The organism is Streptomyces sp. NPDC013317, assembly GCF_055563155.1.
In genome coordinates this window covers 300,873-317,344 of sequence record NZ_JBVHDX010000007.1, presented here as the reverse complement: position 1 = coordinate 317,344, position 16,472 = coordinate 300,873, and the positions used below count along the sequence as shown (strand labels likewise).

General features: G+C 72.1%; 14 protein-coding genes. 2 read left to right on the top strand and 12 right to left on the bottom strand.

Annotated elements, in window-relative coordinates; translation table 11 throughout:
• Window positions 1–117 precede the first annotated feature (117 nt).
• The 9 genes from ACZ3IJ_RS20840 to mshD all read right to left on the bottom strand — a co-directional run bounded on the left by ACZ3IJ_RS20840 (window position 118) and on the right by mshD (window position 10,313).
• Window positions 118–1,476, bottom strand: a complete 1,359-nt coding sequence (locus ACZ3IJ_RS20840) for an APC family permease (protein WP_467470212.1) — start codon at window positions 1,474–1,476, stop codon at window positions 118–120.
• Between the two features lie 4 nt (window positions 1,477–1,480).
• Window positions 1,481–2,584, bottom strand: a complete 1,104-nt coding sequence (locus tag ACZ3IJ_RS20835; protein ID WP_467470210.1) for a 50S ribosomal protein L11 methyltransferase — start codon at window positions 2,582–2,584, stop codon at window positions 1,481–1,483.
• On the bottom strand, window positions 2,581–2,949 hold the full coding sequence (locus ACZ3IJ_RS20830; RefSeq protein WP_352191349.1) for a Rieske (2Fe-2S) protein: 369 nt from the start codon (window positions 2,947–2,949) through the stop codon (window positions 2,581–2,583). The genes ACZ3IJ_RS20835 and ACZ3IJ_RS20830 overlap by 4 nt, the downstream gene beginning before the upstream one ends.
• Window positions 2,946–4,304, bottom strand: coding sequence for an iron-containing redox enzyme family protein (locus ACZ3IJ_RS20825; protein WP_467470208.1), 1,359 nt, complete (start codon window positions 4,302–4,304; stop codon window positions 2,946–2,948). Before ACZ3IJ_RS20825 ends, ACZ3IJ_RS20830 begins: the two co-directional genes overlap by 4 nt.
• Window positions 4,305–4,433: 129 nt before the next feature.
• Window positions 4,434–6,605, bottom strand: a complete 2,172-nt coding sequence (locus ACZ3IJ_RS20820; protein WP_467470206.1) for an AfsR/SARP family transcriptional regulator — start codon at window positions 6,603–6,605, stop codon at window positions 4,434–4,436.
• Window positions 6,606–7,089: 484 nt separating this feature from the next.
• The gene (locus tag ACZ3IJ_RS20815) at window positions 7,090–8,058 is read right to left on the bottom strand and encodes an ABC transporter permease (RefSeq protein WP_467470204.1); all 969 of its coding nucleotides are present in this window, start codon (window positions 8,056–8,058) and stop codon (window positions 7,090–7,092) included.
• Window positions 8,055–8,906, bottom strand: a complete 852-nt coding sequence (locus ACZ3IJ_RS20810) for an ABC transporter ATP-binding protein (protein WP_467470202.1) — start codon at window positions 8,904–8,906, stop codon at window positions 8,055–8,057. Before ACZ3IJ_RS20810 ends, ACZ3IJ_RS20815 begins: the two co-directional genes overlap by 4 nt.
• Entirely contained in the window at window positions 8,903–9,286 is a 384-nt protein-coding gene (locus ACZ3IJ_RS20805; protein ID WP_467470200.1) for a GntR family transcriptional regulator, read from the bottom strand. The genes ACZ3IJ_RS20810 and ACZ3IJ_RS20805 overlap by 4 nt, the downstream gene beginning before the upstream one ends.
• A 100-nt stretch (window positions 9,287–9,386) precedes the next feature.
• Entirely contained in the window at window positions 9,387–10,313 is a 927-nt protein-coding gene (gene mshD / locus ACZ3IJ_RS20800) for a mycothiol synthase (RefSeq protein ID WP_467470198.1), read from the bottom strand.
• 135 nt (window positions 10,314–10,448) lie between these two features.
• Here mshD and ACZ3IJ_RS20795 point away from each other — a divergent pair, with 135 nt between their 5' ends.
• Complete coding sequence (locus tag ACZ3IJ_RS20795) at window positions 10,449–12,269, top strand: bifunctional metallophosphatase/5'-nucleotidase (protein ID WP_467470196.1); 1,821 nt, start codon at window positions 10,449–10,451, stop codon at window positions 12,267–12,269.
• A gap of 115 nt (window positions 12,270–12,384) precedes the next feature.
• Entirely contained in the window at window positions 12,385–13,236 is an 852-nt protein-coding gene (locus ACZ3IJ_RS20790; protein ID WP_467470194.1) for a phosphatidylinositol-specific phospholipase C, read from the top strand.
• Here ACZ3IJ_RS20790 and ACZ3IJ_RS20785 read toward each other — a convergent pair.
• From ACZ3IJ_RS20785 to ACZ3IJ_RS20775, 3 genes are read right to left on the bottom strand one after another with little or no spacing between them, the layout of a single operon-like run.
• Window positions 13,201–14,628 (bottom strand): sensor histidine kinase, encoded by a 1,428-nt coding sequence (locus tag ACZ3IJ_RS20785; protein WP_467470192.1) that lies wholly within the window; start codon window positions 14,626–14,628, stop codon window positions 13,201–13,203. The genes ACZ3IJ_RS20790 and ACZ3IJ_RS20785 overlap by 36 nt on opposite strands.
• A complete protein-coding gene (locus ACZ3IJ_RS20780) occupies window positions 14,625–15,350 on the bottom strand; it encodes a response regulator transcription factor (protein WP_467470190.1) in 726 nt (241 codons plus the stop codon). The genes ACZ3IJ_RS20785 and ACZ3IJ_RS20780 overlap by 4 nt, the downstream gene beginning before the upstream one ends.
• 20 nt (window positions 15,351–15,370) lie before the next feature.
• A complete protein-coding gene (locus ACZ3IJ_RS20775) occupies window positions 15,371–16,432 on the bottom strand; it encodes a S1C family serine protease (protein WP_467470188.1) in 1,062 nt (353 codons plus the stop codon).
• Between the last annotated feature and the right edge of the window lie 40 nt (window positions 16,433–16,472).

The window sequence follows — 16,472 nt, the reverse complement described above, 5'->3', positions numbered from 1 at the left end:
GCCGGAACGGCCGGTGGCAAGCAGAAGGCCGGGACAGCAGGGCGGGACAGGCTGAGGGGTCGGGGCAAGCAGAAGGGCCGGGCGTATGCCCGGCCCTTCTCCGTACCGCCTTTGTCGTCAGACGTCCGCCTCGGCCCGTGCCCTGCGCCGCCGGGTCCTGTGGACCAGGGCCGCGAAGGCCAGCAGCGCCGCCGGGTACAGCAGCACCCAGCCGAACCCGGCCAGCATGGCCACGACCGGGGCTCCGGCCACCAGCGCGAGGAGCCGCTGGGACGGGCGCGTGTACAGCTTGGCGTAGCTGAGCACGGCGATCGCGTAGCCGATGACGAAGTTCACCGTGGAGAGCTGGAAGACCATCGTCAGGCTGATCAGGTCGAACGCCTCGACGACCACCACCCCGCCGAACATCAGCACCGACAGCAGCACCGCGGGCCGGGGCGCGCCGGAGCGGGCGTCGACCCGGGCCAGCGTGTCCGGCAGGAGGCCGTCGCGCGCGGTGGCGAACACGATCCGGGAGGTCGCCCAGGTGCCGCCCATCAGGGTCGCGAAGATGATCGCCGCCCCCAGTGCGGCCGCGATCCGGCCGCTTGCGTCGCCGAGGACCTGCTCCAGGACGGCGACGACCGGCGCCTCGGAGAGCAGCGGGTCGTCGGGTGCGACGACGAGCTGGACGGCGAGGGATATGCCCAGGTAGAGCGCGACGACGATGACGAAGGTGATGCCGATGACGAGCGGGAAGTCCCGCTTCGGGTTGCGGTACTCCTCGGCCGTCGACGAGACCAGCTCCCAGCCGGTGAAGGCGAAGAACACCAGGCCCACGGCGGGCAGGGCGGCCAGCCAGTCGGTCGGCGGGCCCACGTCGCCGTGCAGGGAGCCGGAGTCCACCATCGCGGGCGCGAAGGCGACCAGGGCGAGGAGCAGCAGCAGGCCGATGGTGACCGCCGACTGGATGCCGCCGGCCAGCCGGGAACCGGCCGCCTGGAGCAGACCGATGACCGCCAGGTAGCCGAGGGCCACCCAGCCGCCGATGCCGCTGTCGCCGAGGAGCGCGGCGACGTAGTTGCCGCCGCTGATCGCCATCGCCGCTCCGCCGAACGCGCAGGCGCCGATGAGGATGACCGACGCGACGGTGGAGCCCGGTGAGCCGAAGGCGGCCTGGGCGAAGCCCTGGACGCCGCCGGCGGTCGGGTAGCGGGCTCCGAGCCGCGCGAAGACGACGAGGAGCGGAAGGACCACGACGGCCGCCGAGAGCCAGGCGTACACGGCACTGGAACCGACCTGGTCGTAGGCGAGGCCCGGCAGGACGAGGAGCCCGCTGCCGATGATCATTCCGGTGGCGACACCGACGCCCTTGGGGACGGTCAGGGTCTTGTGGAGTTCCGAAGTCGACGCGTCAGGAGTGGTGGTGGTGGAGCCGGGTTGGCCGGTGCTCGGCTTGCGCTCCTCGGACGTCTGTCCCTCATTCGTGACTGCCATTACCTCACCTGGGTGTGTGGGACCTGTTCGCGGGGCCGACCAGCACGCGCGTGCCATCATGCGCGGCACGGAACCCGAGTGGGGAGTCCTTCTTCAGCCGCCAGGGCTCCGGAAGGGTCTGAATGGCTTGTTTCCAGTGGGAGCCGGTGTCCGAAGGGCTGTTGGAGAGCGTGATGCCCTCGGCCAGGTCGAGTTCGAACCAGATCACGACGGCGTGGGCGGACCCGTTCTCCAGCGGAGCGATCTCGAACCCGCGTGAGGCCGGTTCGATGTCCTGGGCGAAGTCGAAGTGGAAGATCTCGACCGGGTCGGTGAGCGGGCGGTACCGGTAGTTGGTGAGGGTGGTGGAGAAGTACTCCAGCGAGGTGAGAGAGGCGAAGGGGCTGAAGTCGAAACCCTCGACCTCGCCGACGTGGTTGAGCGAGTGCAGCTCGGGGCTCTCCACGAACTGGGCGAAGAGACGGCCGGAGCGGGGCAGCACGGTCGCGTCGGGGGTGAGCAGCTCCCGCCGGGCGTGCTTCAGCGCGGGTACGGCGAACTCGCCGAGCAGCGCGCAGTCGAAGATCTCGGTGACCAGGACGTCGGCCCGGCGCGGCAGGTCCACGCCGACGCGCAGGTCCGTGGAGAGTCCGGAGACGACGCTGACGACGTCGTCGTACCCGTTCTGCCGGACGATCTCGCGGGCGGTCGCGGAGACGACGTCGACGGCCTCGACCGTGACGACCTGCTGCGCTCCGGAGCGGGCGGCGAGCAGCGCGAGGAGACCGCCGCCGGTGCCGATGTCGAGGACCAGCTGCCCGTCGCCGACGACCTGCTGGATCGCCTTGGCGTACGCCTGGTTGCGCTCGGTGTCGTTCATCATGCCGAAGTGCCAGCGCGGGACGAGGGCGCGCACGGCGCGGTTGATCTCGCGCCGGTAGCGCTCGCCGTCGCCGGCGGTGTCGCAGCGGGCCGCGGCGCTGAACAGGTCGTAGGCGCGCTCGAACTGGCGCTGCGCCATGGCCTCCTCGCCGAGCGCGAGCAGGGTCTGGCAGGGATCGGCGGAGCCCGCGGGACGGCGGGGTGCGATCAGGTCGAGGGGGGTGTCTTCCGTGGCGGTGAGGGTCATGCCGCGTTCACTCCTGCTCGGACCATGGTGTGGATGGGGACGGGCGTCTCATCTCCGGCGGGGAGGTACACGGTGACGGTGTGTCCGACGCGCACGGCGGGGTGCGAGCGGTCACAGAGCCGGTCGACCGGGAACAGGCCGCCGTGCCAGGGGCAGACGAGCCTCCCCTCTTCGACCTCGCCGAGGTGGAGCGGGCCGCCGCGGTGGGGGCAGCGGCTGCTCAGGACGTGCACGGCGTCGTCGCGTTCCATGACGAAGTAGATCTCGTCGCCGGCGACGAGCGCGTTGTGCTCGGTGCGGTCGAACTCCGCGCGTGTGCGGGGCTTCGCGGGTGCGGCCGCGGCCCCCTTCGTACGGGCGCTCACGCGGCCGGTCCGGTGGCGACCTGGGTACGGGACTCGGCCCGGACGCCGTAGAGGCGGCCTGCCGGGACGACGACGGACCTGCCCTGCGGCACGCGCAGCGGGTCGCCGGTGGCGGAGGTGTACAGCAGGGCCTCGCCGCCGCGGACGTGCAGACGGGTGTCGGCGGAGGCGACCTGGGTGTCGAAGGGGCTGTCGCTGTCGAGCTCCACGACCTCGCCGGCCGGTGCGTCGGTCTTCGACGGGGCGTCGGAGAGCGCCGGGTCCCAGGTGAGCTGGGCCAGCAGGTCGGCGCCCGCGAGGCGGTCGAGGAGCTGGATCTCCTCGACGCCCTGGAGCAGGCCCTTGACGGCGACGGGGCCGTGCTTGAGGGCGAGCGGGATGAGCAGGTCGTCGATGGCCATCCGGCCGTGGTGCTGGTCGATGTGCGCGTGCTCGTCGCAGTAGCGGGTGTCGACGTCCTTGCCGTACACGTCGCGGAAGACCTTGGTGAGGTCGCCGAACCAGGCGGCGAAGGTCGCCTCCAGGAAGGCCATCGCGCCGATGTAGCGGAAGAAGCCGGTGCGGTTCCGGGTCGCCCAGTAGAAGTAGTTGTTGATCGCGATCGAGCTGGGCAGGTAGAAGAACCAGTAGTGGTGCGAGGTGGTGGCCATGTCGACGCTGGAGCAGAGCTCCATGAAGAGCGTGCTGTGCTTCGCGGGGAAGACGCCGTAGCCGAACTCGTCGACGAAGATCTTGAAGAGCTCGCTCTGCTCCGGTCCGAACGCGCCGCCCAGGTTCTGCGACATCGCCGTGGCCTCGGTCAGACCGTCGAGCGCCATCTGGACGATCTGCGTGCCGGCGGCCGTCCTGGGTGAGGCGGCGGAACGGATCGCGTCGAACACCGGTCGGTTGCCGGGGCTGTTGGCCAGGTCGACGGAGCGGCGCAGATGGGCGCGGAGGGTGTCTTCGTCCCACTGCCCGGTGACGCCGACGGAGTCGTCGAGGAAGCCGAAGGCGAAGCGCTCCGCCTCGGGGCGGATCCGCTCGCCGGAGAGCCGGCTCTCGGAGTGGTAGAAGGCGTTGAAGTCGTCCTCGAACCTGCGCAGTCCGGCGGCCGGCAGGAACAGCGCGTCGCTCTCGTAGACGTTCATCAGCAGACGGTTCGCGAGCAGGCTCCGGTCGGAGGCGAACGTCTCCTCGACGAGGGGTGTGCCCCAGTCGATCCCGGCGATGCGCTCGGGGTTCAGGGGGCGGTGATACGGGTTGTCCTTGATGAACGGTTCGCTGGTCGAGCGGAACTGTGAGAAGCGGCTGTACCGGACGCTCTCCTCGGTCAGGTTGCCGAAGGCGCTTTCCGGGCTGGTGCTCGTGGTCATCGTGGTCGTGCCCCTCCGTTACTGCACAGCGACAGTCGTCGTGACGCAGGCGATTGTGCGCAGGGGGGTCTGAAGAAGGTCTGAAGAGTGTCAGGGTCACGTTCTTCAGTCCCGGGCGGGCCCGGCTTCTCAGCTGCGGGCGAGGGCGTCGGGGAGACTGCAGCCAGGGAAGCCGTCGTCGTGGATCGGGCTCATCAGGAGCGTCGAGCGGGCGGTGGGCCGGTCGGCGGCGGCCGCCCGCTCGGAGGCGTAGATGCCGACGAGTTCGTCGAAGCGGTACGCGTCGGAGCCGCTGCGCTCCAGCAGGCCCACATCGGCCAGGGCGTCGAGCCTGCGCCGGGCGGCCGCAGGGTCGCCGTCCGCGAAGGCGGTCGCGTCCGCGGGGCCGATGGTGCCGGCGGGCCCGCCCGTCCCGGCACCGGCCCTGCCCAGTGCCCGGAAGAGCCGGGCCGTCTCGGGGGAGAGGGACAGGTAGCTGGCCTCCAGCGCGTGGCGCACGCTGGCCTCGCCGTCCCCCTCGACGCTCAGGTGGTCGAGCCGCGTCCAGGGGTCCTCGTACCGCTCCGCCAGCTCCCGCGGGCACAGGTGCGGGTTGGCGGCGAGGGTCCCGGCGGCGATCCGGATGCCGAGCGGGAGCCGTCCGCAGTACTCGGCGAGGCGCTCCACCGTGGCGCGGTGTCCGGCGCACCGCTCGGGGCCGAGGAGGGCGACGAAGAGGTCGGCGGCGGTCTGCCGGGCCAGTGGACGCAGCCCGATGCGCTGGGCGCCCTCGCGGGCGACGAGCCCCCGCTGGAGGCGGCGGCTGGTGACGATGACGGCCGAGGGGCCGGGTGGGACGAGCGGGCGTAACTGGTCCGCGTCGGCCGCGTCGTCGAGGAGGAGCAGCATCCGCCTGCCGTGCACGAGGGTGCGGTAGAGGGTGACGCGCCCTTCGAGGTCGTGGGGGAGCCGGTCGTGTTCGACGCCCAGTCCCTGGAGGAGGCGGGCGAGCGCGTCGAAGGCGGAGCGGCGGCCGCCGTCGCCCGTGCCCCTGAGGTCGACGTACAGCTGTCCGTCGGGAAACAGGTCCGCGTACTCGTGGGCGAGTTCCAGGGCGAAGGCGGTCTTGCCGACCCCCGCGGGTCCGTCGACGGTCAGGATCGGGGCCGTGCTCCGGCACCGGGCGGTGTCCTGGTCGAGTTTCTGCCTGGCCTGCCGGAGCTCCGGTTCGCGGCCCAGGAAGACGCGGGCGGTGGCGGGGAGCTGGTGCAAGGGATGCCCGGTGTGGGGGGCGAGGGGGCTGCGCCGCGGGAGGGGGGCGGGTGGCTGTGGCTCCGGGCGGGTCGCCGGGAGCGGCGCGGGCCGGTGTGCGGCGGGTTTGAGCGCGTACGTCCGGAACGGGGCCGACCGGGCCGCCCGGGGAGCGGCGGCGGGCCGGGGCGGCCTGGACGGCCAGGGTGACTCGGACGGACTGGGCGGCCGGGGCGTGACGGAGGGCCAGGGCGAGTCGGCCCGGGGCGCGGCCGGTGTCGCGGGCGGGCTCTCGGCGGCGGTCTCGCCCGCCAGTATCCGCTCGTACAGCTCCCGCAGTTCCCGGCCGGGGTCGATGCCGAGTTCCTCCCGCAGGAGGGTCCGTGCCTCGTCGTACGCCTGGATGGCGTGGGCCTGCCGTCCGCACCGGGACAGGGCCAGCATGTGGAGGTGGCGGAGCCGTTCGCGCAGCGGCTCCTGGGCGATGGCCTCGGAGGAGGCGATGATCGCCGCGTCGAGGTGGCCGGTGGCGATCAGCCCGGCGATCCAGCCCTCGGTCGCGGCGAACCGCAGCTCGCGCAGCCGGGTGCGTTCGAGGGCCGCGTACGGTCCGGGGATGCCGCTGAGCGCCTCGCCGTGCCAGAGGCCGAGCGCCGACTCGAAGCGCGCGTAGGCGGCCGGGGCGTCGCCCGAGGCCACCAGGTGCCGTGCCTCTTCGTAGCGACGGACGAAGACGGCGGAGTCGACCGCGTCGGCGGGTACGCGCAGTTCGTAGCCGCCGGCGCGGGAGACGATGAACGCGCCGGACTCCCGGCTGCCGCGGTCCGGTTCGAGGGTCCGGCGCAGCGCGGCGACGTAGGTGTGCACGGCGTTGGCGGCCGTGGCCGGGGCGTCGGTGCCCCAGAGCGCGTCCACGATCTGCGTGCGGCTGACCACGGTGCCGCGCCGGCCGGCGAGGAGCGCGAGGACGGCCCGCTGTTTGGGCGGGCCCACGGTGAGTTCCCGGCCTGCCCGCCAGATGCGGAGGGGACCGAGCAGGTGCAGGGCAAGACGGTGCGTCGGTTCGGGCATGTGATGTCACTCCAGGACCGGGCGTCGACGACGGGGAACGTTGACCTGTGGATCAGGAGACGGTCCTCGATGTGTCGGGATGCTCCTGGAACGGCCCATGACCTCGCACAGCCCTCATGGCGCACCATTGCATGACGCAGATCCCTCCCCCGTGTACCCGTGGACGGCGCACCTGCGTGAAGCAGGGTGCGAACGCGGATGTGAGGCACGCTAGTTGGCCCGGCGCGGGGTCAAAAGCTGACACTCGGCCGTGGTTGCATTCCACCGGATATCCGGCAATTGGCGGCGGAGCGGCGAACGTGCCACCGGCAACGGCGGCACGTTCGCCGAGTCAACTCGTCATCAACCACGACATCGGGGGAGGAAGGGGGCTGCTCCCGGCGGCCCCGTCGGATGGCTCAATCACATCCCTTGGCCGAGAGAGTTCGCACAGATCTCCGTTCGGCCGGCTCCGTCGCTTCTCCGTCCGGTCTCGTCCGCAGCGTCAGTCCGCGGCGGGCGACGACGGGTGGCGCCTGCTCAGGACCCGGAACGCGACGAGGAGCGTGACGGCGGCGAGCGTGAGCACGATGCCCGTCTCGATGAGCTGGGTGGGCCAGAAGTGGGACAGGGGGTGGTAGTCGAGGTACTCGGCGACGACGGGTACGTCGACCCGGCAGCCGCCGGCCGCGACGGCCTCGGGATCGCAGAAATAGCCGGGCAGCCGGCCGCCGGTGCTGTCCATCAGGCCCTGGTCCATGATCAGGCCGTCCTCGGGCATCAGCACCATGGAGCCGTCGGCCACGGGCTGTCCCGTGACCGTCCGTACCGGCAGGAAGGTCCAGCGCAGCGCGCCGAGCGCGGCCAGGACCAGGCCGGTGACCAGGCCGGTCGCGGCCATCGCGACCACCGTGCGGCGGATCAGCTGTCCGAGGAGCGCGCCGACGGCGACGGACAGCAGGACGTACGCGACGAGGACGGTGCCGGTCGCCTCGTACGGGCCGCGGTCCGACCAGTGCAGCTGCCAGGTGCCCGAGACCCGGCCCCACCCGATCCGGTAGACCGCCATCAGGGCGAGGGTGACCGCGAGCGCCGCGACCGTCGCGGTGAGGAGCTTCGCGCGGAACCACCCCACCGGGGTGAGGGACTGGGTGAGCGCGAGCCGGTACGTGCCGCTCTCCAGCTCACGGGCGATCAGCGGGCCCGCGACGAAGGCCCCGGCGAGGAGCGGGAGGAGGACCATGCCGATGCCGGTGTACTCCAGGGCCAGGCGCAGGAGTCCGTACGCCCGGCTGTCGTCGGACGCGAGCGCGTAGCCGTCCACCACGTGCACGTCCGCGACCGTGGCGTCCCAGATCCGCAGCCCCAGGACGCCGACGAGGACCAGGACCACCGCCGCTCCCGCGACCTGGAGCGTGCGTCGGTGCTGGCGGACCGTCACCCAGTGCTGGCCCTTCAGCGGGAGGGTGCTCATACGGAGGCTCCTTCGGGGCGCAGGTGGGCGAGGACGAGGTCCTCCAGGGTCGGGACGCTCGTCTGCCAGGGGCCTTCGATCCGGCCCTCCCGGCGGACCAGGGCCGTGAGCTGGCGGCCCGTCGTGCGGGACTCGACGACCGTGTGGGGGGCGAGGTCGGCGACCGGGCCGCGGAGCAGGGCGTGCGCGGCGAGGAGTTCGTCGATCGCGCCGTCGAGCCGGACGCGGCCGCCGTCGACGAGGAGGAGGTGGTCGCAGGCGCCCTCCAGCTCGGTGAGGATGTGCGAGGACATGACGACCGTCGTGCCGCGTTCGGCGGCGTCCGCCATCAGGGCGCCCATGAGCTGTCGGCGGGCGAGCGGGTCCAGGTCGGCCATCGGCTCGTCGAGGAGGAGCAGTGCGGGCCGCTTGCCGAGGGCCAGGGCGAGGGCGACGCGGGTGCGCTGGCCGCCGGAGAGCTCGCGGACGCGCGCGTCCTGGTCGAGCTCGGCGGTGATCCGCTCGGCGGCGGCCGCGTCCCAGCGGCCCGGGTTGAGCTCGCTGCCCATCCGCAGTGTCTCGGCGACGGTGAGCTGCGGGTAGAGCGGCTTCTCCTGGGCGACGTACGCGAGGTGTTCGCGGGCGGGCGCCCGGACCGTGCCCTCGGTGGCCGGCAGCAGTCCGGCCGCCAGCGCGAGGAGGGTGGACTTGCCCGCGCCGTTGGGGCCGACGAGCGCGCAGACCCTGCCCGCGGGGAGCGCGAAGGTGCACCCTCTCAGTGCCCAGCCGTCTCCACGGCGCCGGGCCGGCCCCCGCCCCCCGTACCGTTTGCCCAGGCCCTCGGCGCTCAGGACCGTTTCGTCGGTCATGCGTCCCCCTCGAAGAATTCCTTCAGTACGGATGTGAAGAGCGCGGCCACGTCCTCGCGCTCCAGCCCTTCCTCCCGCGCACGGCGTGCCCAGTCGGCGAGTTCGCCCCGCAGGGGCGAGTCCGCGGGGCCGGTGCCGAGCGTCGCGCGGACGAAGGTGCCGAGGCCGCGGCGGGCCTCGACGAGCCCTTCGCGCTCCAGCTCGCGGTAGGCCTTGAGGACCGTGTTCGGGTTGACGGCCGTCGCCTCGACGACCTCGCGCGCGGTGGGCAGCCGGTCCCCCGGTTCCAGGACGCCCATGCGCAGGGCCTGTTTGGTCTGCTGGACGATCTGGACGTAGGTGGCGACGCCACTGCGCCGGTCGATGCGGTACTCGAGCACGTTCCTTCTCACCACCCTTTCACTAATCAAGTAGTGAAAGGGTGGTGCAAGAGAGGGGGCGGTGTCAACCGCCCCCTCTGCCAGGTGTGTTGGCCGGGGCTCAGGACTCCGTGCGGTACATCAGGTCCACCTCGTGCGTGACGAAGCCCAGCCGCTCGTACACCGTCACCGCCGCCGTGTTGTCCGCGTCGACGTACAGCATCGCCGTCGGCAGCCCCTGCGCGGCCAGGTGACGCAGCCCGATCGCCGTGAGCGCCTTGCCGAGGCCGCTCCCCTGCGCCTCCGGCAGGATGCCGATCACGTACACCTCGCCGAGCTGCTCCTCCGCGTGCGTCTTCGTCCAGTGGAAGCCGATCAGCTTCCCCTCCTTCTCCGCGAGGAAGAAGCCCTTGGGGTCGAACCACGGCTCGGCGAACCGGTCGTCGAGGTCGCGCTGGGCGAGCGAGCCCTGCTCGGGGTGGTGGGCGAAGGCCTCCGCGTTGACCGCGAGCCAGGCCGCGTCGTCCTGGCCGGGGACGAAGGTGCGGACCGTGACGCCCTCGGGGAGCGTCGGCTCGGGGATGTCGAGCGGCACCAAGGGGCGGCGCAGCTGGCGCAGTTCGCGGAACAGGGTCAGACCGAGCACCTGCGCCAGATGCCGGGCCGCGGCCTTCCCGCCGTGCGCCCAGACCCGCAGTCGCTTGCCCGAGGCGGCGAGCAGCGCGGTGCCGAGCGCCCGGCCGTGACCGCGGCCGCGATGCGACGGATGGACCACGAGCTCGGCGGCCGGCGCCTCCACCGGGTCGGTGTCCTCCAGCTGCGCGTAGCCGTAGAGCTGGGTGCCGACGGTGAGCAGGAAGTGCCGCACCCCCTCGCGCCGGCCGTGGCGCAGGTACAGCCGCCCCTGCTCGGACACGGCGTGGACGCCGTCGGCGCCGTCGGTCGCCTCCAGCAGGTCGAGGACGTCCGTCACCTGCTCGGGGGAGAGCTCGTCGAGAGTGTGGATCTGCCGGCCGGGTTCGAGGGCCGGTGCCGCGTCAGGAGTCATGCCTCCGAGCCTACGGAATCAACCTAGTTGTAACCCGGTACCCCCTGTTGCGCTACGCGCGTTGACTCTAGGCTGCGCCGGGTACGTCAGCAGTCGACAGGCGCCGCACACAGGGGCGCGGGGACAAGGGGAACGATGGCAGCGACACCGAAGAAGAAGAGGACAGCGGGGCGGATACTCGCCGTCGGCGCGGGGCTCGCCACCGTCGGCGCGCTCGTCGCCGCGCTGCCCGCGGGCGCCTCGGGCACGAAGGGCGGGGGTGACGAGCGCGGCCACGGCTACGGCTACGGGCGCTATGTCGACGTGCAGCTCCTCTCCTTCAACGACCTGCACGGGAACCTGGAGCCCCCCACGGGCTCGGCCGGCCGGGTCACCCACACCAACGAGGACGGCACGACGAAGACCATCGACGCCGGTGGCGTCGAGTACCTGGCCACGCACCTGCGTGAGGCCCGCAAGGGCAACCGGTACTCCGTCACCGCCGCCGCCGGCGACATGATCGGCGCCTCCCCGCTGGTCTCCGGGCTCTTCCACGACGAGCCGACCGTCGAGGCGCTGAACCGGCTGAAGCTCGACGTCAGCTCGGTGGGCAACCACGAGTTCGACGAGGGCGCGCGGGAGCTGGCCCGGATGCAGAACGGCGGCTGCCACCCCACCGCCGGCTGCTTCGAGGAGGGCAAGCGGTTCAAGGGGGCGCGCTTCCCCTACCTCGCGGCCAATGTGACGAACGAGAAGACCGGCCGTCCGATCCTCGACCCGTACTTCATCTGGGAGCGGGACGGCGTCAAGGTCGGCTTCATCGGCGTCACCCTGGAGGGCACGGCCGACATCGTCTCCGCCGAGGGCATCAAGGGCCTGAAGTTCGGCGACGAGATCGAGACGATCAACAAGTACACCAAGGTCCTGGAGCGCAAGGGCGTCAAGTCCATCGTCGCCCTGCTGCACGAGGGCGGTTCGCCGGCCTCGGGTTCGTACAACTACAACTGCGACAGCCCCGGTCCCGGCGACGGCATCTCGGGCCCGATCGTCGACATCGCGAAGAAGGTCAGCCCGCAGGTCGACGCCCTGGTCACGGGCCACACCCACCAGGCGTACGCGTGCACCATCCCGGACCCGTCGGGCAAGCCGCGCACGGTCACCTCGGCCGCCTCCTTCGGCAAGCTGTACACCGACACGACGCTGACCTACGACCGCCGGTCCAAGGACATCGTCCGTACCGCCGTCTCCTCCGCGAACCACGTCGTCACCCGTGACGTGGCGAAGGCCGAGGACATGACCCGGCTGATCGACCGCTGGAAGACGCTCGCCGCGCCGATCGCGAGCCGTCCGGTCGGCTACATCTCCGGTGACGTCGACAACCCGGCCGACGCGCCCGAGAAGCCGCTCGGCAACCTGATCGCCGACGCGCAGCTGGAGGGCATGGCCCCGGCCGACAAGGGCGGCGCGCAGCTCGCGCTGATGAACCCGGGCGGTGTCCGCGCGCCGCTGGTCCACAAGGCGTCCGGCGCCGAGGGCGACGGGGTCGTGACCTACGGCGAGGCGTACACCGTCCAGCCGTTCACCAACATGATGACGGCGGTCGACCTGACCGGCGCCCAGCTCGTCACCGCGCTCCAGCAGCAGGTGAGCGGCCCGAACCAGGCCGCCCCGAAGATCCTCCAGGTCTCGAAGGGCTTCACCTACACCCTGGACATGACGAAGACCGGCGCCGACCGGATCGTGGTCTCCTCGGTGAAGCTGAACGGTGAGGCGATCGACCCGTCGAAGACCTACCGGGTCGCGATGAACGAGTTCCTGGCCGGTGGCGGTGACGGCTTCGCCGTCCTGAAGGAGCACAAGAACAAGCTGGTCGGCGCGTCCGACCTGGACCTGTTCACCGCCTACCTGACGGCGCACTCCTCCGCGAGCGCCCCGCTGGCCCCGCCCGCCACGGGCCGGATCACGGTCGTCAAGTAACACCGGGGGCAACTCCGCGTCGCCAGGGGGCGGCGGGCCGTTCCGACGGTCCGCCGCCCCCTTCGCGTACGCCGAACCCTGGCGGTCATTGACGCGTACGCGTCATACTCCGCGCATGGACCGACGACGCTTTCTCGCGGGAGCCGCGGCAGCCGGTGCCGTCCTCCTGGTGGGAGCCCCGCCCGCGCGGGCGCTCGCCACCCAGGACTGGATGGCCGGCCACGGCGACCCCACCCCGCTCCAGAAGCTCACCATCCCCGGCACCCACGACTCCGGCGCCCGCTTCGGCGGCCCCTGGTCCGAGTGCCAGAACACCACCCTCGCGCAGCAGCTCGCCTCCGGAATCCGGTTCTTCGACATCCGGTGCCGCGTCACCGGCGGCTCCTTCGCCATCCACCACGGCCCCTCGTACCAGAACATGATGTTCGGCGACGTCCTCATCGCCTGCCGCGACTTCCTCGCCGCCCATCCCTCCGAGACCGTCCTGATGCGCGTCAAGCAGGAGTACTCCTCGGAGTCCGACGCCACCTTCGGCGCCGTCTTCGGCGACTACCTCGACAACCGGGGCTGGCGCTCCCTCTTCCGCATCGGCGACACCGTCCCCACCCTCGGCCAGGCCCGCGGCAGGGTCGTCCTCATCGCCGACAACGGAGGCCTGCCCGGCCTCAAGTGGTGGGACGGCGGCGCCATCGCGATCCAGGACGACTGGAACGCCCTGCCGAACGCGAAGTACCCCAAGATCGAGGCCCACCTCCGCACGGCCGTCGCACAGCCCGGCAGGCTGTACGTCAACTTCGTCAGCACGTCCGCGTCCCTGCCGCCGCGCTGGAACTCCGACAACCTCAACCCCCGCGTCCACGGCTTCCTGGACGGCACCGCGAACGGCTGGAAGGGCCTCGGCATCGTCGCCATGGACTTCCCCAACACCCGCTCAGGCCTGGCCGAGTCCCTCGTCCGCCACAACTGACGGCGGGGGCGTCGGCGCGCCAGGCAGTCGCAGGACCGCCGCCGTGCCGCCGCCCTCGGCCGCCGTCAGCGCCACGGTGCCGCCGGCCTGGTGGACCGTACGGGCCACGATCGACAGACCGAGTCCCGAGCCGGGCAGGCTGCGCGCCGACGGCGAGCGCCAGAAGCGCTCGAAGACATGGGGGAGTTCCTCCGCCGCGACGCCCGGCCCGTGGTCGCGGACGGTCAGCTCGCCCCGCATCAGGGTCACCTCCACCGTGCCTCGGGCCGGCGAGAACTTCACCGCGTTGTCCAGGACGTTCACCAGCGCGCGCTCGAGCGCCGCCGGCTCCGCCCGGACGTACCAGGGCGCCAGATCGGTGACGAACGACAGCTCGGGACCCCGCAGCCGCGCCCGGTCCAGGGCCGACCTCAGGAGCGTGTGCAGCGGGACGACCTCCAGCCGGCCCGGCTGCGCCGCGTCCGGGCGCGCCAGCTCCTGGAGGTCGCCGATCAGCGCCGCCAGCTCCGTCATCTGCGCCTTCACCGACGCCATCAGCGCCCGCCGGTCCTCGGGCGGCAGCGCCCGGCCCGTCTGCTCGCTGCGGGCGAGCAGTTCGATGTTGGTACGCAGCGAGGTCAGCGGCGTCCGCAGCTCATGGCCCGCGTCCGCGATCAGCTGCGCCTGCCGGTCCCGCGAGACCGCGAGCGCCGCCGTCATCGCGTTGAAGGAGCGCGACAGGCGGGCGATCTCGTCCTCGCCCTCGACCGGGATCCGTACCGTCAGGTCCTCCGTCGCCGCCACGTGCTCCACCGCGCCCGTCAGCCGGTTCACCGGTTCCAGGCCCGTCCGCGCCACCCAGAGCCCGGCCGCGCCCGCGCCCACGACACCGATTCCGGAGACGAGCAGCAGCACCCAGCCGAGCGTGGACATCGAGCGGTCGATCTCGTACAGCGGACGGGCGACCGAGACCGCCACCGGCTGACCGGCGATCGACACGGGATACGAGTAGACCCGCATCTCGGTGCCGTTCTCGGCGTCCGTCGTGTGCAGGGCGAACGGCTGCTCGCCCCGCGCGACCGCGAGGTCCTCGTTCCGGGCGGGGATCGGGGAGGTGCCGAGCGTGCAGAGGTCGCCGGTGACGGTGACGATCTGCAGGGTCTGCGCGGGCCCGGCCGGCACCGGGCGGTCCCGCGCCCCCGGGGCGCAGGAGGCCAGCAGCATCCGCGCCTGCTCGTCCGTGAGGCGGCTGCCGCGCAGCGAGGAGTCGAGCTCCGCCTCCAGCTGCGCCCGTGTCACGAACCAGCAGGCGAGCGAGACCGCCGCCACCGCCACCGCGACCGCCGTCGCCGTCAGCAGCGCCAGCCGGGACCGCAGCGGCCGCGACCGGAACCAGACCACAGGACCGCTCACTCAGGGCCTCCACCGCGCAGCACGTACCCCACACCCCGCACCGTGTGCACGAGGCGCGGCTCGCCGCCCGCCTCCGTCTTCCGCCGCAGATACATCACGTACACGTCGAGCGAGTTCGAACTCGGCTCGAAGTCGAAGCCCCAGACCGCCTTCAGGATCTGCTCGCGCGTCAGCACCTGGCGCGGATGCGCCAGGAACATCTCCAGGAGCGTGAACTCCGTCCGCGTGAGCTCCACCGCCCGGCCGGCCCGCGTCACCTCACGGGTCGCCAGGTCCATCCGCAGATCCCCGAAGCTCAGGACGTCGCCCTCCGGCTGCGCCTCGGCGGCGCTCGCGTACGAGCTGCGCCGCAGCAGGGCCCGGATGCGGGCGAAGAGCTCGTCCAGCTCGAACGGCTTCACCAGGTAGTCGTCCGCGCCCGCGTCGAGCCCCGTCACCCGGTCGCCGACGGTGTCCCGGGCCGTGAGCATCAGGATCGGCACGGTCGAGCCGGCCGCCCGGATCCGTCGCGCCGCCGTCAGCCCGTCCATCCGGGGCATCTGCACGTCGAGCACGACGAGATCGGGGGCGTACGACTCCAGCCGGGCGAGCGCGTCGATCCCGTCGACGGCCTCCTCGGTCCCGTACCCCTCGAAGGCGAGACTGCGGCGCAGCGCCTCCCGTACGGCGGGCTCGTCGTCGACGATGAGGATGCGGTCGCCTTCATTCACCGGGCCAGTCATGGGGCCAGCCTCGCACGCGTTCAGTTCGCGCCGCCGTCCCGGAGCTCGTCCAGGTCGGCCTTGAGCGTGTTCACCGGGATGGCGAATCCGAGACCGACGCTGCCTGCCGAAGAGCCGCTCGAAGAACTCGGCGAGTACATCGCCGAATTGATTCCGATGATCTCGCCGTTCATATTGATCAGCGCGCCGCCGGAATTCCCCGGATTGAGCGAGGCGTCGGTCTGGATCGCCTTGTACGTCGTCTTCGACGAACCGGTGTCGCCGTTGAACTCCTGCCCGCCGAACTCGAACGGCCACCCCTGCCGCGGGTCGTACTGCTGCCGCTGCTGGTCCTGGCCGTCGTCCTTGGCCACCGTCACGTCACGGTCGAGCGCGGAGACGATGCCGCTGGTGACCGTGCCGGTCAGACCCTCGGGGGAGCCGATCGCCACGACCTCGTCGCCGACCTTCACGTCGTCGGAGTCGCCGAGCGTGGCCGCCTTGAGCCCGGACGCGCCCTCCAGCTTGATCAGCGCGAGGTCCTTGTCGGGGTCGGTCCCGACGACCTTCGCCTCGTACGTCTTCCCGTCCGACAGCTGGACGGCGATCGAGGAGGCGCCGGAGATGACGTGGTTGTTGGTGACGATCTCGCCGTCACCGGTGATGATCACGCCCGAGCCGGTGGACTTGCCGGACGCCGAGGACGCGGAGATCTCCACGATCGACGGCGAGACGGCCTGGGCCACCCCCGCGACCGTGCCCTTGCTGCTCGCGGAGACGTTCGTACCGCTGACGCCGGACGCCGTCGGGGCGCCGTCCGCGGTGAGCTGCTGCACCAGGGTCGCGGTGCCGCCGCCGACCGCCGCGGCGGCGATCGCCACGGCGACGAGGAGACCGACGCCCCGCTTGGCGCGCCGGCGCGGGAGCGGGGCGGCCGCGGCGGGCGCGGGCGGGGCCGGGGGAGTGGCCGTCGGAGGGACGTGGCCCCCGGACGGCCAGACCGTCGTGCCCGGTTCCGTGGTGACGGGCTGCGTCGGGTCGTACGGCGGCCTCGGGGGCTGCGGCGGGTAGTACGGCTGCTGCGGCTGCTGGTGGTCCGTCATGGGAGAGACTCTCGGAGCCGTTCATGAGAGCACTCTGAGG